Annotated in this window: 18 protein-coding genes; 12 read left to right on the top strand and 6 right to left on the bottom strand. The window is 41.7% G+C overall.

Translation table 11 applies throughout. The features are described 5' to 3' along the window. The first annotated feature begins 25 nt into the window (after positions 1-25). Entirely contained in the window at positions 26-2,857 is a 2,832-nt protein-coding gene (gene ileS / locus N745_RS0108735) for an isoleucine--tRNA ligase (RefSeq protein WP_024851741.1), read from the top strand. A gap of 4 nt (positions 2,858-2,861) precedes the next feature. Further along, positions 2,862-3,404: a signal peptidase II gene (gene lspA / locus N745_RS0108730; RefSeq protein WP_407636468.1), complete on the top strand. Its 543-nt coding sequence runs from the start codon at positions 2,862-2,864 to the stop codon at positions 3,402-3,404. Between the two features lie 368 nt (positions 3,405-3,772). Here the strand turns inward: lspA and N745_RS0108720 are convergent, their stop codons facing one another. Further along, positions 3,773-5,029, bottom strand: coding sequence for a lytic murein transglycosylase (locus N745_RS0108720; protein WP_024851739.1), 1,257 nt, complete (start codon positions 5,027-5,029; stop codon positions 3,773-3,775). 114 nt (positions 5,030-5,143) lie between these two features. Here N745_RS0108720 and rlmKL point away from each other — a divergent pair, with 114 nt between their 5' ends. From rlmKL to hemN, 3 genes are all read left to right on the top strand, one after another. Next, positions 5,144-7,348 (top strand): bifunctional 23S rRNA (guanine(2069)-N(7))-methyltransferase RlmK/23S rRNA (guanine(2445)-N(2))-methyltransferase RlmL, encoded by a 2,205-nt coding sequence (gene rlmKL, locus N745_RS0108715; RefSeq protein WP_024851738.1) that lies wholly within the window; start codon positions 5,144-5,146, stop codon positions 7,346-7,348. 11 nt (positions 7,349-7,359) lie between these two features. Continuing rightward, positions 7,360-7,926, top strand: a complete 567-nt coding sequence (locus N745_RS0108710; RefSeq protein WP_024851737.1) for a hypothetical protein — start codon at positions 7,360-7,362, stop codon at positions 7,924-7,926. A gap of 135 nt (positions 7,927-8,061) precedes the next feature. Beyond that, positions 8,062-9,444 (top strand): oxygen-independent coproporphyrinogen III oxidase, encoded by a 1,383-nt coding sequence (gene hemN, locus N745_RS0108705; RefSeq protein ID WP_024851736.1) that lies wholly within the window; start codon positions 8,062-8,064, stop codon positions 9,442-9,444. Positions 9,445-9,570: 126 nt separating this feature from the next. Here the strand turns inward: hemN and waaA are convergent, their stop codons facing one another. Genes waaA through N745_RS0108690 form a run of 3 tightly spaced genes read right to left on the bottom strand, consistent with a single transcriptional unit; the run spans position 9,571 to position 12,500 of the window. Beyond that, positions 9,571-10,860: a lipid IV(A) 3-deoxy-D-manno-octulosonic acid transferase gene (gene waaA, locus N745_RS0108700; RefSeq protein WP_024851735.1), complete on the bottom strand. Its 1,290-nt coding sequence runs from the start codon at positions 10,858-10,860 to the stop codon at positions 9,571-9,573. A gap of 15 nt (positions 10,861-10,875) precedes the next feature. Then, positions 10,876-11,814: a KpsF/GutQ family sugar-phosphate isomerase gene (locus N745_RS0108695; protein ID WP_024851734.1), complete on the bottom strand. Its 939-nt coding sequence runs from the start codon at positions 11,812-11,814 to the stop codon at positions 10,876-10,878. A gap of 26 nt (positions 11,815-11,840) precedes the next feature. After that, complete coding sequence (locus N745_RS0108690; RefSeq protein WP_024851733.1) at positions 11,841-12,500, bottom strand: acyloxyacyl hydrolase; 660 nt, start codon at positions 12,498-12,500, stop codon at positions 11,841-11,843. A gap of 144 nt (positions 12,501-12,644) precedes the next feature. On the opposite strand from N745_RS0108690, the gene hldE reads away from it, so the two are divergent. Both hldE and N745_RS0108680 read left to right on the top strand, forming a co-directional pair. After that, positions 12,645-14,060, top strand: coding sequence for a bifunctional D-glycero-beta-D-manno-heptose-7-phosphate kinase/D-glycero-beta-D-manno-heptose 1-phosphate adenylyltransferase HldE (hldE, locus tag N745_RS0108685; RefSeq protein WP_024851732.1), 1,416 nt, complete (start codon positions 12,645-12,647; stop codon positions 14,058-14,060). Between the two features lie 31 nt (positions 14,061-14,091). Next, on the top strand, positions 14,092-14,652 hold the full coding sequence (locus N745_RS0108680; protein ID WP_024851731.1) for a D-sedoheptulose-7-phosphate isomerase: 561 nt from the start codon (positions 14,092-14,094) through the stop codon (positions 14,650-14,652). A 152-nt stretch (positions 14,653-14,804) separates the two neighbouring features. Here N745_RS0108680 and N745_RS0108675 read toward each other — a convergent pair whose 3' ends face one another. Beyond that, positions 14,805-15,137: a DUF1840 domain-containing protein gene (locus N745_RS0108675; protein ID WP_024851730.1), complete on the bottom strand. Its 333-nt coding sequence runs from the start codon at positions 15,135-15,137 to the stop codon at positions 14,805-14,807. 534 nt (positions 15,138-15,671) lie between these two features. After that, a complete protein-coding gene (locus N745_RS0108670; RefSeq protein WP_024851729.1) occupies positions 15,672-16,115 on the bottom strand; it encodes an Lrp/AsnC family transcriptional regulator in 444 nt (147 codons plus the stop codon). Between the two features lie 438 nt (positions 16,116-16,553). Between N745_RS0108670 and N745_RS0108665 the strand changes: the two genes are divergently transcribed. From N745_RS0108665 to N745_RS0108645, 5 genes are all read left to right on the top strand, one after another. Beyond that, the gene (locus N745_RS0108665; protein WP_157833757.1) at positions 16,554-17,504 is read left to right on the top strand and encodes an ABC transporter substrate-binding protein; all 951 of its coding nucleotides are present in this window, start codon (positions 16,554-16,556) and stop codon (positions 17,502-17,504) included. Then, entirely contained in the window at positions 17,504-18,280 is a 777-nt protein-coding gene (locus N745_RS0108660; RefSeq protein ID WP_024851727.1) for an SDR family NAD(P)-dependent oxidoreductase, read from the top strand. The genes N745_RS0108665 and N745_RS0108660 overlap by 1 nt, the downstream gene beginning before the upstream one ends. A gap of 172 nt (positions 18,281-18,452) precedes the next feature. Next, positions 18,453-19,298: an ABC transporter permease gene (locus N745_RS0108655; RefSeq protein ID WP_024851726.1), complete on the top strand. Its 846-nt coding sequence runs from the start codon at positions 18,453-18,455 to the stop codon at positions 19,296-19,298. Positions 19,299-19,308: 10 nt separating this feature from the next. Next, positions 19,309-20,157: an ABC transporter ATP-binding protein gene (locus N745_RS0108650; protein ID WP_024851725.1), complete on the top strand. Its 849-nt coding sequence runs from the start codon at positions 19,309-19,311 to the stop codon at positions 20,155-20,157. Positions 20,158-20,201: 44 nt separating this feature from the next. Then, on the top strand, positions 20,202-20,597 hold the full coding sequence (locus N745_RS0108645) for a RidA family protein (RefSeq protein ID WP_024851724.1): 396 nt from the start codon (positions 20,202-20,204) through the stop codon (positions 20,595-20,597). Positions 20,598-20,646 lie beyond the last annotated feature (49 nt).

The following is a 20,646-nucleotide window of genomic DNA, read 5'->3' as shown; positions in this document are numbered from 1 at the left end:
TGATTTAAACGACTAGAAGCAAACTATGGCCAAAGACTATAAACCGACTTTAAACCTTCCCGAAACAGATTTTCCGATGCGCGGTAATTTGCCGAATCGTGAGCCTGCTCAGGTAGAAAAATGGGAAAGCGAAGCACTTTATAAAACTGTGCGTAATGCGATGGAAGGGCGTCCAAAATTCATTTTGCATGATGGACCTCCATACGCGAACGGTAATATTCATATTGGTCATGCGGTCAATAAAGTGCTCAAGGATATGATTATCAAGTCTAAAGGGTTGAACGGTTTTGATGCCCCTTATGTACCTGGCTGGGATTGTCATGGTTTGCCTATTGAATTGAATGTAGAAAAGAAAAAAGGCAAGGTTGGCAAGAAGATCGGTGCAACTGAGTTCAGACAGGCTTGCCGTGATTATGCTCAGAAGCAGGTTGATGGGCAGATGCAGGATTTTAAACGCCTTGGTGTGATGGCGGATTGGCAAAACCCTTATCTGACAAAAGATTTTAAATATGAAGCGGATGAGATTCGAGCTTTGGCAAAAATGATTGAAAATGGTCATTTGGTCAAGGGGACGAAGCCTGTTTATTGGAGTGTTGGCGGCCATTCTGCATTGGCAGAAGCTGAGGTTGAGTATGAAGATAAACGCTCTCATGCCATTGATGTTCGTTTTAAGGTGATCGACGAAGAAGCTTTCTTTAAGCGTTGTCATCATGTTGAAGATCATTTAGGTGAAGGACCATTGTCTGTGGTTATTTGGACAACGACTCCTTGGACTTTGCCTGCTAACCAAGCTGTTTCGATTAACCCAGAATTGGAATATGCCATCGTTCAAGTAAATGGCGAGCATGGTCCTGAAAAGCTGTTTGTTGCAGAAGCACTATTGAAAGATGTCATGGATAAATGGGGCTTTGAAACCTATCGTGTTATCGCTTATGGCAGAGGTGACCAATTCGACTTGATTCGCCTGCAGCATCCTTTCTATGATCGAGTTGTACCGATTATTTTGGGAGATCACGTCACCACTGATGCGGGTACAGGTTGTGTACATACCGCGCCTGGCCATGGTCAAGAAGACTATGCTGTCGGCTTGAAATATGATTTGGAAGTGGATTGCCCAGTTGATGGTAATGGTAACTTTGTTGCAGGAACCCCTTTGTTTGAAGGTGAAAATGTACTGAAAGTTGATGATCATGTCATTGAAGTGCTACAAGAGCACAAAGCCTTGGTGCATCACGAAGCGATTGTCCACAGCTATCCGCATTGCTGGCGTACTAAAACACCGCTGATTTTTAGAGCAACACCACAGTGGTTTATCAGTATGACGCAAGCGGGCTTGCGCGACGATGCCTTGAAAGAAATTAAGCAGGTGCAGTGGGTGCCTGAATGGGGTCAAAGCCGTATCGAAGGGATGGTTGAAGGTCGTCCTGATTGGTGTATTTCCAGACAACGTTTCTGGGGCGTGCCGATTACAATATTCGTGCATAAAGTGACGGGTGAAATGCATCCTGATACCCTGACGTTGATGGAAAAAGTCGCGCAGATGGTTGAAGAGAAGTCCATTGATGCTTGGTATGATCTAGAACCTGAAACCTTGCTGGGTGCTGATGCAGGTGATTACGAGCAAGTGACCGATATTTTGGACGTTTGGTTTGATTCCGGTATTTCTCATTACGCGGTATTGGATCAGCGTGACGAATTGTCAGCGCCAGCAGATTTGTATTTGGAAGGGTCGGATCAGCACCGCGGTTGGTTCCAATCTTCAATGTTGACATCTTTGGCGATTCACGGCAAAGCCCCTTATAAACAAGTGCTGACGCATGGTTTTACCGTTGATAAAGACGGTAAAAAAATGTCGAAATCTAAGGGGAACGTGGTTGCACCTCAGGATATTGCCAATAAATATGGTGCGGATATTTTGCGTTTGTGGATTTCTGCTGCGGACTACCGCTATGAAATGACGGTTTCCGATGAAATCATTAACCGTACGGCTGATGCTTATCGTCGTATCCGTAACACCTCACGTTTCTTGTTAGCCAATATCAATGGTTTTAACCCTAAAACGGATCAAATCGCCTATAACGATATGTTGCCTTTGGATCAATGGGTTGTTGGTAAAGCACACAGCTTACAACAAGAAATTATTGAGGCTTATGAAGCTTATAACTTCCATGCTATTTATCAAGCGGTGACTCATTTCTGTTCAATGGATTTGGGTGCGTTTTATTTAGATGTGATTAAAGATCGTCAATATACCTGTAAGCCAGATGGTTTACCAAGACGTTCAGCACAAACCGCTTTGTATCATATCGTTGAAGCATTAACGCGCTGGATTGCGCCGATATTGAGTTTTACAGCAGAAGAAATTTGGAAAACTTTACCTGGCGAACGCAGTGAAACCATTTTTGTTGAAGAATGGTATCAAGGTCTAACAGCTTTGGATGAAAGTCAGTCAATGAACTCCGCTTATTGGGATGCAATTATGTCTGTGCGTTCTGCTGTGTCTAAGCAATTGGAAGTGCTGCGTAATGAAGGGACTGTTAAAGGCTCTTTGACAGCAGAAGTCACGCTTTATGCTGATGATGCATTGCTTAAACAAATTCAATGTTTGGAAGACGAGCTGAGATTTGTTTTGATTACATCTTATGCGAAGGTGCTACCTTCAAGTGAGAAGTCAGGCTCGACGGTTGAGACTGAAATGGCAGGATTGTGGATTGATGCAAATGCAACGGAAAAACCTAAGTGCGGACGTTGTTGGCATCATCGTGATGATGTGGGTACGCATGCTGAAGACGAAGAGTTGTGTCAGCGTTGTGTTGACAATGTTTATGGAGAAGGCGAAACACGCCATTTTGCATAGTTAGATGATGTCTGATCAAAACAATAATCTGAAAGCAGGGTGGCGTTCAACAGGGTTGATTACTTTGTGGTTGGCTTTGGTGGTAATCGTGCTGGATCAGCTTACCAAATACTGGGTGAACAGCGCTTTAGAGTTTGGTGTACCTGTTGCGGTGTTGCCGCACTTAAACTTCACGCTTGTTTATAACGAAGGTGCAGCATTCAGTTTTCTGGCAGATATGGGGGGTTGGCAACGTTGGTTGTTTTCAGCTTTGGCGGTAGCAGTTAGTGTTGTTTTATTGCTTTGGTTGAAGCGTTTGCCTAGTAAATGGTCACTTGAGTTAGTAGGGATTAATTTAGTGCTGAGTGGCGCTTTGGGTAATGTTATTGATCGTATTGTGGCCGGTCGAGTGACAGATTTTATCGACTTTTATATCGGGATTTGGCATTACGCTACATTCAATGTTGCTGATGTCGCCATTTCTATTGGCGCAGTAGCTTTGTTGATTTCAGAGTTTTTCCTGAAAAAAACAGACCGAGATTCAGAGGAATCAAAGTCTAATTCCTAAGCGTTTTTCCTACGCTTTGTCTGCATTAAATCTTTAAGTGTTTTATTTTTAAAATCTGCCAGGCTGGGTTAATTTTATAAACTACCCCAGCCTGGCAGATTTTGATTGGATTTGTTGCTTGTCGGTTGAATTAAGCTTGTTTGATTTGCTGAGAGGACGCACGCTTTTGCTTAAGCTCTAAATTGTTTAATTTAGTGAGCTTACTCATTAACTTCCAGAACTGATAAGCACTTGGCAAGTTTGTTCTAATTGTCTTTATGTTTTTGCTATCCATGCGATTCACTTTCCTTCTCCCCTAATAACATTTTATCTTTTTTGCATTAAGAGAGTAAGAGATCAATTTGTAAAATGGAATCTAGGTCTAGTGTTTAATCGCCTTGGTTTTTTCTTAGAATTTGCAACATTCGGTAAGAAGGGTAACCATCTGGTGGTAGGTGCATTTTGATTTGGTAGTCGCGAACAGCTTGACGTGTTTTGCCACCAATAATACCGTCTAAAATCCCGATGTCATAATGTTCACGTTGCAGACGGTTTTGTAATTCAATAATCTGTTGATGGGAAAGTGAACGGTCATCTTTGGGGGCTGATTTAGATAATTCAGGGCGACCAACCAACCTATCAGCTAGGTGAGCAACAGCAAGTGCATAGCTATCGGAACGGTTCCATCTTTTAATAACGAAGTAGTTGTCATATACCAAAAAAGCAGGGCCTCTATAGTCGTAAGGTAAGACTAAAGCAGCATCCATTGCTTCATGAGGGATTGGTCGTCCATCAGCTAGCTTAAGGCCTAGTTTTTGCCAATAGGCAAGTGGGTGTTTGGTTTTTCCATCCGCGAGTGTTAAATCAAACCCTTTTGGTAGTTTTACTTCACGTCCCCAATTTTCTCCACGTTGCCAACCTAGTGCTTGAAGGAAATTTCCCATAGAGTTGAAAACATCTGGCAAACTGTTCCAGAGATCTTTATGACCAGATTTGTCGCCATCTACTGCGTATTTTAGATAGTTGCTTGGCATAAATTGGCATTGACCCATTGCGCCCGCCCAAGAGCCTTTCATTTCATCAACTGTCACATTGCCCTGGTCGAGTATTTTCAAGGCACTAATGAGTTCCTTGCTGAAAAAATCGGAACGACGGTTATCGTAAGAAAGTGTTGCGAGAGACTCGATGATTGGTGTGCTGCCGGTATAGCTGCCAAAGTTGGTTTCCATGCCCCAGAAAGAGACAAGGAAGCGTTCTGGCACACCGTATTTTTTGGTGACTTCAGCCAATTCTGCATGATATTTCTTAAGTAGTAATTTCCCTTTGACGATACGCCAATCAGTCACTGCTCGGTTGAAATACTGCCAGAATGTTTGGGCGAACTCTGGCTGACGACGATCTAATTCTAGAACACGAAGATTTAGGTGTACGTTTTTGAAAGCAATATCCAGTGTTTTTTGAGAAATACCTTGTTTTAGCGCTTGTTTTTTAAAGGTGGTAACCCACTTTTGAAAGTTGGTTTCATTTTGGTCTGCTGGTGGAGTATAAGCGCCTGCATAAGCCAAAGAATTATTGAGTAGCAATGCAAAAAAGCTAAGGGTTAAAACCAGAAAAAGAGGTTTTAATCGTGTTTGTCGTGTGCCCAAAATTACGCGTCCAGAGTGTTCGTTATAATGTGTCTATTTATTGTCTAGCGTTTATTTTACTAAGAGGTTGCTATGAATGCAGTAAAATAACGCTTATTTCCCGAGAATATTTTCATGTGTCGTTTTTTTGCTACCGCCCCTAAAGGCCTGTCTGAACTTTTAAGAGAAGAATTGTTATCTTTTGGTGCCGAGAATATCAAAATGCAGCCAACAGGTGCTACGTTTGAAGGTAGCTTGGAAGTTGGCTACCGAGCATGTTTATGGTCTCGCTTAGCTAACCGAGTGTATTTGATTGTCTTAGAGTGCGAGTTAGCAAATCAAGAAGATCTTACCGAGCAGGTTGCACAACTTGATTGGCGCAATCATCTCCCTTCTACAGGCAGTTTTGCCGTTTCTTTTTCCGGCCAAGGCGTAGGCATTACGCACAGTCATTATGGTGCCTTGAAAGTAAAAGACGGTATTGTCGATTTTTTTCAAGACTTAGAAAATAGACGTCCGTTCGTTGATACGGAAAACCCGGATTTACGCGTTCACGCCCATTTAAATCGTAATGAATTGACCTTGAGTATTGATTTGATAGGTTATTCGTTACATCAGCGTGGCTATCGTGAAGGTCAGCAAGTGACGGCTCCTTTAAAGGAAAATGTCGCGGCAGCTATTTTGATGCGTAGTCAATGGCAAGAGATAGCGCGTGAGGGTGGATGCCTTTATGACCCTATGTGTGGTTCAGGAACTTTTTTAATTGAAGCAGCGATGATAGCTTCCGACTGTGCACCAGGTTTGTTCAAAGCCAATAACATGTTGTTAAATCGTTGGAAGGGTCATGACGCTGAACTCTGGCAGAAGCTGGTTGCCGAAGCTGAAGAGAGAGAATCCAAAGGGCTGCAGTCCTTGCCTAATATTTATGGCTCAGATATTTCACATAAGTCATTGGATATTGCACGAGATGCGGTTATTAATGCAGGCTATGATGATGCGATTGAAATCAAACAAATGTCTGCTGAGCAGGGGCGCCGGTGGGGTGATTGGGCACCTGGTCTAGTCGTATCCAATCCGCCATATGGCGAGCGTTTAGGAGATGAGGATACTGTTAAACAAATCTACCAATCACTAGGTGAATACATTAAGTCTGAGTTTGTTGGGTGGAAGGCATCTGTATTGACCTGCCACACTGAGCTTGGCATGTTTTTAGGGATGAAAGCAAAACGTTCTCATGATTTTTTTAACGGTGCGATGGAATGTCGCTTGTTCCGTTTTGATGTTGAAGAAATCTGGTTCCGTGAACCTGCATTGAATATTGGTGTCGATTTGGCAGCTCAGGTCAAACAACAATTTCCTGACTTATCTGTCTCCGAAAATGCGCAAATGGTGGCGAACCGCATTCGAAAAAATATGAAAGGACTTAAGTCCTGGGTCAAGAAAGAAAATGTGCGCGCCTATCGTGTTTATGATGCCGATATTCCAGAATACTCTTTAGCGATAGATGTGTATGAGACGTTTGAGTCTGCTCGTCATATTGTTGTTGCAGAATATGCACCACCGAAAACCGTTAACCCTACCAAAGCGAAACGACGTTTGTATGAAGCCATGTCGGTTTTACCTGAAGTGTTTGGGGTTTTGCCAAGTTCTATTCATTTTAAAGTGCGTGAACGTCAAAAAGGTAAAGCGCAGTACGAACGCTTGGAAGAGCAAAAACACTTTTTCACCATTGAAGAAAATCAGACCAAACTGAGAGTGAACTTTACAGATTATCTTGATACCGGCTTATTCTTAGATCACCGTTTAGTGCGTCAAAAAGTGGCTGAGTTAAGTCATGGTAAAAGCTTGCTGAATTTGTTTTGTTACACCGCCACAGCAACTGCCGAGGCAGCAGTGTTTGGCTGTAAGTCGAGCTTGAGTTTGGATATGTCAAAGACCTATCTTTACTGGGCAAAACATAACTTTATGGTTAATAATATTGATGAAAGAGACCACCAATTACTTCAAGAAAATGTTTTAGAGTGGTTGGATAAAGAGGCCGAAAAGCCTAGTAAAACCTATGATTTGATTTTTATAGATCCACCTTCCTTTTCAACGTCTAAGCGAATGGAAGGCACATTAGATATTCAACGCGATCATGTTGATTTGCTAGAAAAAACATTGAAATTACTAAGTGAAAATGGCAAGCTGATTTTTTCAAATAATTTAAGAAAGTTTAAATTAGATATGTCAGCTTTTGAAGATGCCTGGCATATTGAAAATATTACCCAATCAACAATGCCGCAGGACTTTAAGCGCAACGCGAAGATTCACCAAGCTTGGATCTTTTCACGACAATAAGGAATGACATCATGGGTATGCGATTGGATATTTTTGGAAGAGAATTAGACGATAGTACCAATGATGACGGCTTTAGAAAATTTTTAAATGTCGATGTGCTTGAAATTGAACTGGAACGTTCAAGTGCTTTTGCTAAAAGACACGATTTTTGGCTGGATATGATTATTGTAGGTCTTGGCGAATATGCAAGCTCCGAGAGAGTCGTGAGCCACATAGCAAAAGCGATTGAGTTGATTGCTAGAACCGAAGATATGCTGTTCTTTATTGAAGATAAAGGTCTCTTTATTATTTTATCACTTGGAAAAGAAACCGAAGGGGCGCATATCTTTGCTAATCGAGTTTTTCAATCTATTGAGCACAATAAAGTCTTTTTAGAAAACGAGAAATCTGTAGATTTGAACATTATTTGCGGTGCACTAAGCTACTGGGCAGGTTTGGCTCTACCATCAGAAACAGTCATGCAAGCACTGATGCATCAGCTGAAACTTGCAGAGAACTCTCCGAAAGAAACAGTTAAATACACCGTGTTGGATGTCATCAAGCAAACGCATGATGATGAAGAATTTAAGTCTTATTAATTGATATAAATCATGTTAAATGCATTATGCATTATGCCGCTTTTTGGGATAGCGATAATATTCGGCATTGCATGAATAAAAACTGGATAACAGGCGCTGTTGCAGTTCAAAAATAAGAACGAAAAAGGGATTGATGTGGAACAAAGTATTCAATTTAATGAAGAGCTGATTAAACGTTATAACCAAACTGGGCCAAGGTACACTTCCTACCCAACAGCGCTTCAGTTTGAAAACGATTTTGGTATTGCAGATTATGAAGCGGCTGCAGAGCGTAGCAATGCTTCTGGTCGAAATTTGTCTTTGTATTTCCATATTCCTTTTTGTGACACGGTCTGTTTTTTCTGTGCTTGCAACAAAGTCTGGACGCGTGATCGTTCCAAAACTACACCTTATCTAGAACGCCTATATAAAGAAATCGAAATGCAATCCAAGCTTTTTGATCCTAGCCGAAAAGTGGATCAACTGCACTGGGGTGGTGGAACACCGACTTTTATCAATATGGATGAAATGTCTGAGTTAATGGAAACCACCCGTCGTTTCTTTAATCTGCATGATGACGACTCTGGTGAATACTCGATTGAAATCGACCCGCGTGAAGCCAATAAAGAGTCGGTAAAGCTGTTACGAAATCTGGGCTTTAATCGCATGAGTCTTGGCGTGCAGGATTTTGATGAAAAAGTGCAAAAAGCCGTTAATCGCATTCAAACCCAGAAGCAAACGTTCGAAGTTTTGGAAGGTGCACGAGAATTTGGCTTTATGTCGGTGAATGTCGATTTGATTTATGGTCTGCCATTCCAAACGGAGTCTGGTTTTATCAAAACTTTAGATCGAGTGTTGGAAGCTGAACCAGATCGTTTTTCAATCTTTAACTATGCGCATATGCCGAGTTTGTTCCCGACACAAAAGAAAATGAATGAAGCGGATATGCCTTCGCCAGATGAAAAGCTGGCGATTTTGCATGCCACAACCAATCGTTTGCTGGAAGCCGGTTATGTTTATATCGGCATGGATCACTTCGCCAAACCGGATGATGAATTGGCCGTCGCACAACGCAATGAAACGCTATACCGTAACTTCCAGGGTTACTCGACGCACGCAGAGTGTGACTTGATCGGTATGGGCGCAACGTCCATTTCCCTAATCGATAATACCTATGCGCAGAATTACAAAGGGCTTGATGAATATTATCAAGCGATTGATGCTGGGCATTTGGCGACCTTTAGAGGGGTGCACTTAACGGAAGATGACGAACTGCGCCGTGATGTGATTACCCGTTTGATCAGTCATTTTCATTTGAACTTCGATAAGCTGAATCAACGGTGGGGTATTCATTTTGATGAATATTTTGCCAAAGAGCTGCAAGCATTAAAACCGATGATGGAAGATGGTTTGGTGACTGTGACAGATTCGGATATTTTTGTCACCCCAGCGGGACGATTATTGATTCGCAATATCTGTATGGTCTTCGATGCCTATATGAAGCCGGAAGTGCAGAACCGTTTCTCTAAAGTGATCTAAAAGATTACAAAAGCCAACCTGTGAGTTGGCTTTCCCATAACGTTTTCACAAGTTATTCAAGATACCCAGCCTGGCAGATTTTCAGATGTTGTTTTGCAAAAAACTACCAGGCTGGGGTTAAAGCATTTACTTCAGTAATGTATGGATTTCTGCCATTAAGTGCTTTAGTGCACCGGATTGCTTTCTAAAACATTTAAATGCTTTTTCTGCTGCGGCTTGTCTTTTTTCAGGGTGGTTTGCCAATTCAATCAATTGTTGTGCGAGTTCGTCAGCATCTTTAGAAATAATCACCGCAGCATCCTCTTTAAAAGAATCGTATAGCGCTTGCAGGTTTTGGTGGTATTGCCCGGATAATACAGGCTTGTTGAGTGCCGCTGGTTCTAGTATGTTGTGGCCGCCAAAATCTACCAGGCTGCCGCCAATAAAAGCGACATCTGCTATTTGAAACCACAACATCAACTCACCAATCGTATCGGCTAGATAAACCTGCTTGGCGTTGGTTACATTTTCGTTTTTTGAGCGAATGGATGCGGAGCTTGGTTCCAATAACTCGGCAACTTCAGTAAAACGATCTGTATGACGTGGTACCAGTATCAATAACGCATTTGGTTGATGTTTTAGCAGTGCTTGATGCGCTTGCAACATCAACTCTTCTTCGTGCTTGTGTGTGCTTGCCGCAACCCAAATAAAACGTTGTTCTGCTTGGTTCTCCCAACGCCAGTATTTAGCTTTTTCCTCAAGGTCTCGAGCAACTTCAATATCAAACTTGAGGTTGCCCAATATTTTGATTTTATCTTCTTTTGCACCTAGCGCGGCAAAGTTAGCCTTGTCTTGCTTGAATTGCGCAGCGATGAGGTGGGTTTGGTTCAATGCGTTTTTAACCAGTGTGCCACCAAATTTTGAATAGGCTTCAAACGACTTATCCTTGAGGCGTGCATTGGCAAGTATGAGAGGGATGTTTTTGTCTGCACAGGCCTGGTATAAATTTGGCCAGATTTCGGTCTCCACCATAATGACCAGTTTGGGTTTGATTTGATTTAAAAACCGTTTCACTGCGAAAGGGTAGTCGTAGGGAATCATTTGGTGCTGTATTTCAACAGGTGCAAATTTTAGTGCTTGGATGGCGCCTTGGGTGGAACCGCTGGTGAGTGTGATGGGTAAATCTGGATAAGATTGTTTAAGGGCTTTGAGCAATGGAAAAATGGAGCGTGTTTCACCAACGGAAACCGCGTGAATCCAAATACCATCTTGCTTGAATTTTGTTGGATTTAAGCCAAACCGTGCGGCAAGACAGTGTGGAATTTTTGGGGTTTGGTCGTCACGTGTACGGTCTGCTTTACGACAGCGTTTGGCAGCTTGATAGACGATTAGGGGGAAAGCTAACCAAAGTAAAAGTCGATAAAGCAGCGCGTTCATAAACAGCCTGTTGAATTAATGTGGATTCAAGTCGTAGATTTGTATGACGCCGACAATCTGGTTGGCATCCTCAACCAATAAAGACGTGATTTTCTTTTGATTCATCAGCTCTTCAGCTTCAGAAAGTCTTGCTTCAGCATTAATTGTTTTAGGTGTCGCATTCATAATGTCTGCTGCGGTTTTTTCCATTAAACCAACTAGGTCGGCCTCCATATGGCGTCTTAAATCGCCATCAGTGATAATGCCTTTACCGTTATCGATAATACAGAGACCTAGACGACCTTCTGATATGGAATGAATGACGGTTTTAATGTCATCTGTTCCTGCAACAAAAGGTAGGTTTTCGGATTTCATTTCATGGCGCACACGCGTCAGAAGTTTTCTGCCTAAGCTGCCGCCTGGATGGAATCGTGCAAAATCATGTGGCTGAAAGCCTCTGGCTTCCATTAAGGCAACCGCTAAAGCATCTCCCATTACCAGAGTCGCTGTTGTGGAAGAAGTTGGTGCTAATTGCAATGGGCAGGCTTCTTGTGGCACAGCAATGTTCAAATGGTAATGAGAGTTTTGGGCTAGGGTCGATTCCGGTTTGCCAGTGATCGAGACGATGACATTGCCGTTGTCTTTCAGGAACGGCAGCAGCTTGATGACTTCTTCTGTTTCGCCCGAGTTGGACAGTGCGATAAACACATCATCGGGCGTGACCATACCTAAGTCGCCATGAAAAGCTTCACCAGGGTGCATGAAGAAGCAAGGCGTGCCAGTGCTGGCTAGAGTCGCCATGATTTTTTTACCAATCAAACCGGATTTTCCCATGCCGCAAATCACCACACGTCCTTTAGCGGCCAGGATCGCTTGAACCGAATCGTTAAACTGTTTGTCCAATAAGGTTTCTAGATGTCTGATGGCGTCTGCCTCAATATGGAAGACGCGTTTGGCGATTTCAATAGTATCCATAGTGGTGGTCAAAAACTCCTGCTTGACTAGAATTTATAGCCAATATGTAAGTTGTGAAAGTTGGTTCCCGGGTTAGGGAGTTCTATATTAGCATTTGAAATATGCAAATAACGATACCCTATTTCAAAATGTTTGGTTGAAATACCTAGCCCTAAGATGTCACCGAACTGGAATTGCGTCGATTTATAGTTGTTTTCAATGGTGATGTTGGAAATAAACTGTGGTCCCGCACCTGCTTCAAAATAAGGGGTGAAAGAGCCTAGCTTCCAATTGTAGTGAAAAACAGGTGTTAAACCGATAATCCAACCGCTTTTGTTTTTAGGGTTTTTCAGTGTAGAGTGCCATTCGTTTGCGTTAATTTCCCAGCGGCCATTAATGCTGAAGGAGTCATTTTCAAATAAAGGATTTTGCCAATCAGCACCCAGCGCGATACGGTTTTGCTTGATAGAGTGATCTGAACCCGTGTCAAACGATAGTGTTGATTTATCCGTGTTTAATTCAGGGTTCAATGAGCAAGGTGCTTGGCCGTTGTAACAAGCAAACCCGAATGAAGCGACAGCACTCCATATAGCTAAGTTCATCAAGTTATTGTTACTGTCTTCTGCATAGGCAGCTTTGGGTGTAATGATTGATAGAAGGCTTAAAAATAGTAGAGAATTAAAGTTAGTTCTTAAATAATAAAACATGTAGGGGAAGTCCACGAGTTTGAAGCTATCCTGAAAAGCCTGTGATAGAATAGCGAGTCGTTAAATTTTAAAATTACCGTATTCTAATCCAATCACGGAATGAATGAAAATCGAATTCCATTAAATCCATTGTTCTAGGTTCTTATGCACGATTTTTCCAATGCTAAAATTCTTGTTGTCGGCGATGTGATGTTAGACCAATATTGGTCTGGTTCTGCACGCCGCATTTCGCCGGAAGCTCCGGTTCCTGTTGTAAAAGTGAATACTGATGAGGTACGTGCCGGTGGTGCGGCCAACGTGGCGATGAATATAGCTGCGCTAGGCGCCGAGGTTTCCCTAATCGGAACCATTGGGAATGATCCGTTTGGTGAGCAATTGACAGAAGTGGTGGCCAATGCGGGTGTACGCCCAGTATGGGTTAGCACTGATAGTGGTACGATTTGTAAGCTAAGGGTGCTAAGTCATCATCAACAGCTTATTCGCATGGATTTTGAAAATGCTATTCCAGAGCAAACAGCTCAAATGGTTGCTGATAAAGTTGCAACAGAAGTATCAAATTTTGATGTGTTGGTGATTTCCGACTATGCGAAAGGTACTTTGCAATTTGTTGAAAAAATAATTACGCACGCCAAACAAGCAAATATTCCTGTTTTAATTGATCCTAAAGGGCTCGATTTTTCTCGCTATCAAGGTGCAACTTTAATCAAACCGAATCAACAAGAGTTTGAGCAAATTGTCGGAGAGTGTTCAGATACAGCAGACTTAATTACCAAAGCTGAAGACTTGATTAAAACCTTGTCTTTGGATGCTCTGCTGGTGACACGTAGTGAAAATGGCATGGCATTGGTCGAAAAAGGCGATAAGCCTTATTTGCTTAAGTCTCAGGCACAAGAAGTATTTGATGTGACTGGGGCTGGAGATACTGTTATGGCCACTTTAGCCACCGCTTTTGCCAGTGGTCTAGGGTTGAAAAAAGCCATGCAGTTAGCTAATGAAGCCGCCAGTATCGTGGTCAGAAAAGTCGGTACTTCGACAGTAACCAAAGCCGAGCTAGATGAACAGTTGAATGCATCCATGCGTCACCAAGGTTATGCGTCGATGAGCAAAGAAGAAGTTAAATCCTTGGTTGAGATTGCTCAGGATAAAGGCGAACGCGTCGTGATGACGAACGGTTGTTTTGATTTATTGCATAGCGGCCATGTCCGTTACTTGAACGAAGCGGCCAAGCAAGGTAATCGTCTAATCGTAGCAGTCAACTCAGATGACTCTGTTAAGCGTCTTAAAGGAGAGACACGCCCCATCGTTCCACTAGAAAGTCGTATGGAGTTGTTGTCAGCACTGAGCTGTGTTGATTGGGTTGTGCCTTTTGAAGAAGATACGCCAGAAAACCTTATATGTTTCCTAAAGCCAGATGTTTTGGTTAAAGGTGGAGACTATAAGCCTGAAGATATTGCCGGTTCAAAATGCGTTTGGGAAAATGGTGGTGAAGTGGCTGTACTCTCTTTTTGGGAAGGCTATTCAACCACCAAACTCGTAGAAAAAATACAAGATGAAGACTAAAAGCCTTCATTTAATGATAAAGAGGAATAACATGAATATCGAAGCCGCGCATCAAGAGCATGTTAAAGCGATTGAATCGGTATTAAATGCAGCCGACACCCTTGAAGAAGTGGTGCAAAAAATTATCGAGGCACTTGAATCGGGCGCTAAAGTGCTTTGGATGGGTAATGGTGGTAGTGCTGCTGAAGCGCAACACATGGCAGCCGAGCTAATGGTGCGTTATGTGATTAACCGTCAACCCCTAGCTTCCATTGCGTTAACTACCGATAGTTCGCTGTTGACTGCGCATTCGAATGACTTTGAATTCGAAACCATTTTTTCCCGTCAAATTGACGCGCTTGCCCGTCCTGGTGATGTGGTGATTGGCATCAGTACTTCAGGTACGAGTGCAAACATCTTAAAAGGCATGGAAGTCGCGCAAGAAAAAGGCTGTTTAACCATCGCTTTGATTGGCAGTAAGGATTCTCCATTACTTAAAACAGCTGACTACTGTTTCCCTATCCATTCCAAACAAACGGCTCGTATTCAAGAAGCCCATACGTTTCTAAATCATTTGATTTGTGAAGGATTGGATGCACATTTTTCAGGTTAATCTGTATCTGTAATTGCGGCTAAGAAAGTATTAATTTCTCAGGGTGCCGGGAAGCTTTCTCTAAGACACCAAATTTATACGGTGCTCTAGTTAAGAATTCCCTCTTTTTCTATAAGCGGCGTTTTCATCATCAAATAGCTAATCAGTTATTGTTAAATTGTAATGCCAGGTTCTGTGACTCCAGCTTCATCCCACATGACATTACAGTTTTGTTCAGATGCTGCTTTTAGTAATTCAATTAAAGGCAGTGCTCGACTTTGTCTGCTAACCCCCGGGTCATCCCAGGCATTTTTATTGCTCTCACTGTTTGTGTCTGTATTAGCTTCAAGTGCGCTGGTTAAGCTATTAAGGGCAGCAGCTACATCCTCAGCGAGGATTGCTCCGGGTATTGTTGCACTGTGTCCCATTTTTTTTAACATGAATTTTGCAACGTCACCAAACATTGTTATCCCGGCATGCGCTTCAGTTCGAAAAGTTACTAGCATTATTTTTCTCCTTGTCCAATCCATATTCCAGAATAGAATCACCCTTGTTATTTACATTGTAGTATGGGTAAACTTTTGATGTATATGAGTTTTCCAGATTCAAAACACGATACGTTCGAATTTATCTTATGAAGCATACATTGAAAATGTTAAGAACATTTAAAGTAGAAAAGAAATGGTGACTATTGGGATTTGAAAAGAAAACTTTATAAGGGATGATTGCTCGAAAGCCTTGATACAATTGGTCGGGATAGTAGGATTTGAACCTACGACCCCCGCCACCCCATAGACTGTTCGTGAGGTTTTTTTACTAGGCCATTATTTTTAATTCCCTTTAAAAACAATTTGTTATAGGTTTCTTTGTGATTTTTTTCAGAAATCGGATAAGCTTGTTTTGTTATATCTTTTTTACTAAATTTTTAATTTTCTAGGTGGCGTTTACTTATCGTTTAACACCTCTTATTTGACTATTATGAAATGACTAAGAAGTGTCTAGTAAATTTGTGGAATTTACAGTTATCAGTTTTGTTAAGTTTAGAGCCTTGGCCCTCCTCGTCGATTTTTGACACGTTTTAGTAAAGTTTTGCAATCAACTTCTAAAATGCCTTCTCTAGAAAATAGCCATTTGTGAGCAAATTCTGTTAGTCCTTCTTGATCATCGGTAAGGGTGTGAATATGCAAACTTTTCATATCACTCATTATGTACAGGCTAATAACTTCTGGGCATGATGCTAGTTGGTTGGCAATTTCTTCAATTGCTAGTGGGGCAACTTTCACATCAAGAAAGGCAGATAACGATTTACCATATTTAAAAGGATTTATTACAGCGGTAAATTGCTCAATGATTCCATCATCAAGAAGTTTTTGGACTTTTTGTCGAGCAAATGCTCTTGAAACACCTATTTCTCTTGCGATGTCAGCAAAAGATAATCTCCCGTCCGTAACCAATAATTCGATGATCTGATTGTCTTTATTCATATAGGCCTCTTTTTGCACTTTTTGGTGCAATATAAAAAATATACAAATGCACATAAAATTAGCTAATGCTATAGCTGTAAATGATGAATCTGCTGATAATAAAATTTTATTGTATACATTGTAAACAAATAATGAATGTTTTTGTTTATTTGGTGCGTTTTTAGTGAAAATTTAATTTGGTGCATTAATCTTTCTATCCCGTGAACTTTAAGGTTGTATTTTTAATAATTGTATAAAAAACAATCGTTTATAGTGGTGTTGTTCTTTGGCACTCTACTTGCTATCGTTGGTGATGAGGTGGTTTACAAATAACTTTATTACATAGAGGTTTCGACAGTGAAAACAATATCTAGAAATGCAACACTCAAAAGAGTGTTTTCTAATCCGCTGAATAAAATTTTTTCATATATGCGTAATGGTAGAAAAAAAGCAGTATTTATGATGTTGGTAGCCGTGCTGTTTGCTCAGCAGAGTCCGTCATATGCTTCTTCTAAAGACCCATTAAAGGTTGGTGTAAATATTTGGGTTGGTTGGATGCCGTGGTGGATTGTAAAGGAGAAAGGGCTGCTTGAGAAAAATCATGCGAATGCAAAGCTGGTCTTTTTTGGAGTGCAGGCGAACTCAATGACGGCACTTGCTTCAGGTCACTTGGATGCCTGTTCATTAGCAACGAACGACATAGTGTCGATTGCAGCTAAAGGCGTTGGGACAAAGATTGTTCTTTTGAATGATGAGTCTTATGGCGCGGACATGCTGGTCACAAGAAACATTGATAGTGTTAAAGACCTGAAAGGGAAAAAAATCGCTTTAGAGGTCGGTGGGGTTAGTAACTTTTTCTTGAATACAGTGCTTGAAAAAAATGGGGTGTCTCCAAAGGATGTGCAGCTTTTAAATATGGGTGCTGCCGATGCGGGAAGCGCATTTTTAGCAAAAACTGTTGACGCGGCTGTAACGTGGGAACCCTACGGCTCTCAGGCCATCAAGTCTGGCGGTAAGTTTTTAGCGACAAGTAAAGATACTCCGAACGCAATTGTGGATGTATTGGCTGTCAGTGATGAAACTGCTAAAAACAGAAGTGAAGATGTCAAGCGTGTATTGAATGCGTGGTTTGATGCTTTGGATTACATTAAAACTAACCCTGATGATGCTTATAAAATTATGGCGAAGGCTTCTGATGTTTCGGTGAAGGAATTCAAAGAAATGTGGGAAGGTGTCAGAATGTATAGCAGAGAAGATAATGTCGCTGCATTAGGCACGCCTTCTAAACAAGGGCCTTATTACAAAACAGTTTCAGATATGAATAAGTTCATGCTAGAGCAAAAACTAATATCTGAGTCGGTGACCTCCTCAAGTGTGATTGATTCATCCTTCGTAAAGGGCGGTAAATAATGCAGGCGAATGATTTAAAACTTGTCGGCCTAACAGCACTAGTCACAGGGACGAGTAGTGGAATAGGTCAAGCAATAGCTAAATTATTCGCTTGGAATGGAGCCAAGGTTTATGGCGCAGATATCGGCGTTGAAGAAGGAAGGGCTATGGAGACTGAGCTTAAAGGCTCAGCAGGCTCTTTCGTTTTCCATGAAGTGAATTTACTGGATGGGAATTCAATTGAAGAGTGGGTTGAGATGGTTCAATCCAAGGAAAGTCATGTAGATATCTTGTGTAATGTGGCAGGTATTTCAAAGGTTGCCTCGATTGAAGAGACCGATGAAAAGCTGTTGCTAGATACCTTGGGCGTTAATTTTTTAGCTTCCTATCGACTGTGTAAGCTAGTTGTTCCTATTATGAAGGAGCAAAAGAAGGGTGTGGTGATCAATGTGGCATCTGAGTTGGCATTTGTCGCACAACCGGATTTTTCGGCCTATTGCGCTTCAAAGGGGGCTGTGGTTTCTTTTTCACGCTCTCTTGCATTGGAGGTGGCATTGGATGGGATTAGGGTGAATATTCTTTGCCCTGGTCCTGTTGAAACACCAATGTTAAATGCAGAGTTTGAGCATTTTTCTGACCCAAAGGCTTCTCGGAGTGAGGCAGTGTCAACGATTCCGTTAGGTCGATTGGGAACGCCAGATGAAATAGCAAAGGTCGCGTTATTTTTATCAACGGATGATGCCTCCTTTATTCAAGGGGCATCTATTATGGCGGATGGTGGCAAGACGCTTATGTAGGTAAGAGCTGCCCTATGTTTGGGCGGCTTTTAATCGTAGAACTTTTGTTTGTGAGTTTAAAGGCAAAATCGATTTGAAGATTTGATGTTGTGCGATTAGACATTAAATTGAAAGACTTGGGTTTAGTTATTTGTCGATGTTGTAAGAGCTATTTAATGTTAGGTAAATAGATATGTGGCCATTTAGAAAAAAGTTACAGCAAAATGCTAAAGAAGAGACAAATAATTGTGTAAGAAATGCTGTTTGGCGGATACGGGGAGATTTAGATCAAAGTCTCTATTTAAGTATCGTTTTTGTTAGCTTTATTCTTTTTTTTGGTACTTGGGAAGTACTGTCAGAACTGGGCGTTTTCAATAAGATTTTTTTGCCTAGCCCCGGTGATGTTATTGCAAGGATGGCATCTTGGTTTAGTGAAGGTGACTTAATCAATGATACGTTGATTAGTATGTTTAGAGTGACTTCCGGTTTTCTCATTTCTGCTGCAATCGCTATTCCTTTAGGTTTGTTTATAGGTTCCTATCGCCCAGTTCAGGCTTTTTTTGAACCGATCATTGAGTTTGCAAGGTATATGCCGGCAGTGGCATTTGTACCTTTAGTTCTGCTATGGGTCGGAATTGATGAGGGAGGGAAAATAACAATTATTTGGATAGGGACGTTTTTCCAGATGATTTTGATGATTTCGGAAGATATCAGGCGCGTTCCAATGGCTCAGATAGAGGCCGGACAAACCATGGGGGCGAGCCAGGGTGAGATACTGAATTTAGTGATATTAAAGTCCGCAATGCCTGCTATTTTAGATACCTTGAGAGTGACGCTCGGATGGGCTTGGACATATTTGGTCGTGGCTGAAATGGTGGCGGCTAACTCTGGGCTAGGTTATGCAATTCTAAAAGCTCAACGTTTTTTACAAACGGACAAAATTTTTGTTGGGATATTGCTGATTGGTGTCATCGGTTTAGCTATGGATCAGTTGTTTCGTTTTATTCATCGCCGTGCTTTCCCATGGCTTTACCACTAAAGGTTTTAATATGAACGATAAGATAATAATCAGTGGGCTAAATAAGACGTTCATCACTAAAAAAGGTGCGGTAGAAGTTCTGGAAAGCATAGATTTGACGGTTAAAGAAAATGAATTTGTTGCACTGGTTGGTGCTTCCGGTTGTGGGAAGTCGACGCTTCTTCGGATCATAGGCGGTCTTGAAAAATTAACAAAAGGGCAGGTTTTAGTTGATGAGGAAATTGTCAATAAACCAGGCAAGGATAGGGCCATGGTCTTTCAGGACTATAGCCTTTATCCATGGCTGACGGTCAAAGAAAACATTCAGTTCAGTAGAAACCTTAAGATCAACGGTCAAGGGAATGGACTGGGGGATATTGGGTCTATGGTCGATAGGTCATACGCTTTGCTGGACCTTATGGGACTGGAAAAAGTTCAAGATAGCCACCCAAATCAACTTTCAGGGGGGATGAGACAAAGGGTTGCTATCGCACGAGCTTTGATGTCAAAACCGGACGTGCTGTTAATGGACGAGCCTTTCGGTGCCCTGGATGCGCAGACAAGAGAGGTCATGCATGACCTTATTTTGCATCTGTTTGAAATAGAAAAAAGTACGATTGTTTTTGTAACTCATGATGTGGAGGAAGCAATTTATCTAGCAGATAGGGTGGTTGTTATGGCTCCTAACCCAGGAAGAATAGACAGCATCTACGATATCAGTTTACCTGGCGGAAGCGAGCGAAGTCAGGATGTGAAAAACCATCCGGAGTTTTTGGAATTAAAAAATACGATATTGCATCGAATACGGGAGACATCAGGCGTCAATTCTAACCTGGACAAATTGATGCGATTGACCAGTCTGCGTAAGAACGACTCTTAGTCGCTTTAAATTAATTTAAGTTTACAAAGTATTTGGAGAAAGAAATGAGTGAATTGATATTTCATATGGTTAAGGAAGCACCTACGCCCGTGGCTCCGTTTAGTCATGCGGTAGAAGTAGATGGTTGGGTTATGATCACGGGGCAAATGCCAACATTTCCAGATGACCCCGAGGCGCCTTTACCAGAAGGTATTGAGGCGCAAACACGTAGGGTTATGGATAACCTTGTCATTGTTTTAAATGGGCTAGGACTTGGGCTTGATAGAGTGGTCAATTCACGAGTATACATCACAGAATTTGAGAGAGATTATGCTTTGATGAATCAGGTTTATAAAAGCTATTTTCCGGAAGGGAAGCTGCCAGCAAGAACTTGTGTGGGCGTAACGGGGTTGGCTTGTCAGGCATTGGTTGAAATCGATTTGATGGTTCGAAAAAATTAATTTGTCTGCGGTTACAAGAAAAAGTAGTGCTAGGGAAATCCTATTTTAG

Origin of the sequence: Hydrogenovibrio kuenenii DSM 12350 (genome assembly GCF_000526715.1) — a bacterium.
GTDB classification, from domain to species: Bacteria; Pseudomonadota; Gammaproteobacteria; order Thiomicrospirales; family Thiomicrospiraceae; genus Hydrogenovibrio; species Hydrogenovibrio kuenenii.
Note: the sequence above shows the minus strand (reverse complement) of the source record. Positions and strands in the feature narration are given on the sequence as shown.

Coding starts and splice junctions, on each gene's coding strand:
- ileS (WP_024851741.1), top strand. CDS start 26: ATGGCCAAAGACTATAAACCGACTTTAAACCTTCCCGAAACAGATTTT.
- lspA (WP_407636468.1), top strand. CDS start 2,862: ATGATGTCTGATCAAAACAATAATCTGAAAGCAGGGTGGCGTTCAACA.
- rlmKL (WP_024851738.1), top strand. CDS start 5,144: ATGTGTCGTTTTTTTGCTACCGCCCCTAAAGGCCTGTCTGAACTTTTA.
- N745_RS0108710 (WP_024851737.1), top strand. CDS start 7,360: ATGGGTATGCGATTGGATATTTTTGGAAGAGAATTAGACGATAGTACC.
- waaA (WP_024851735.1), bottom strand. CDS start 10,860: ATGAACGCGCTGCTTTATCGACTTTTACTTTGGTTAGCTTTCCCCCTA.
- N745_RS0108695 (WP_024851734.1), bottom strand. CDS start 11,814: ATGGATACTATTGAAATCGCCAAACGCGTCTTCCATATTGAGGCAGAC.
- N745_RS0108690 (WP_024851733.1), bottom strand. CDS start 12,500: ATGTTTTATTATTTAAGAACTAACTTTAATTCTCTACTATTTTTAAGC.
- hldE (WP_024851732.1), top strand. CDS start 12,645: ATGCACGATTTTTCCAATGCTAAAATTCTTGTTGTCGGCGATGTGATG.
- N745_RS0108680 (WP_024851731.1), top strand. CDS start 14,092: ATGAATATCGAAGCCGCGCATCAAGAGCATGTTAAAGCGATTGAATCG.
- N745_RS0108675 (WP_024851730.1), bottom strand. CDS start 15,137: ATGCTAGTAACTTTTCGAACTGAAGCGCATGCCGGGATAACAATGTTT.
- N745_RS0108670 (WP_024851729.1), bottom strand. CDS start 16,115: ATGAATAAAGACAATCAGATCATCGAATTATTGGTTACGGACGGGAGA.
- N745_RS0108665 (WP_157833757.1), top strand. CDS start 16,554: ATGATGTTGGTAGCCGTGCTGTTTGCTCAGCAGAGTCCGTCATATGCT.
- N745_RS0108660 (WP_024851727.1), top strand. CDS start 17,504: ATGCAGGCGAATGATTTAAAACTTGTCGGCCTAACAGCACTAGTCACA.
- N745_RS0108655 (WP_024851726.1), top strand. CDS start 18,453: ATGTGGCCATTTAGAAAAAAGTTACAGCAAAATGCTAAAGAAGAGACA.
- N745_RS0108650 (WP_024851725.1), top strand. CDS start 19,309: ATGAACGATAAGATAATAATCAGTGGGCTAAATAAGACGTTCATCACT.
- N745_RS0108645 (WP_024851724.1), top strand. CDS start 20,202: ATGAGTGAATTGATATTTCATATGGTTAAGGAAGCACCTACGCCCGTG.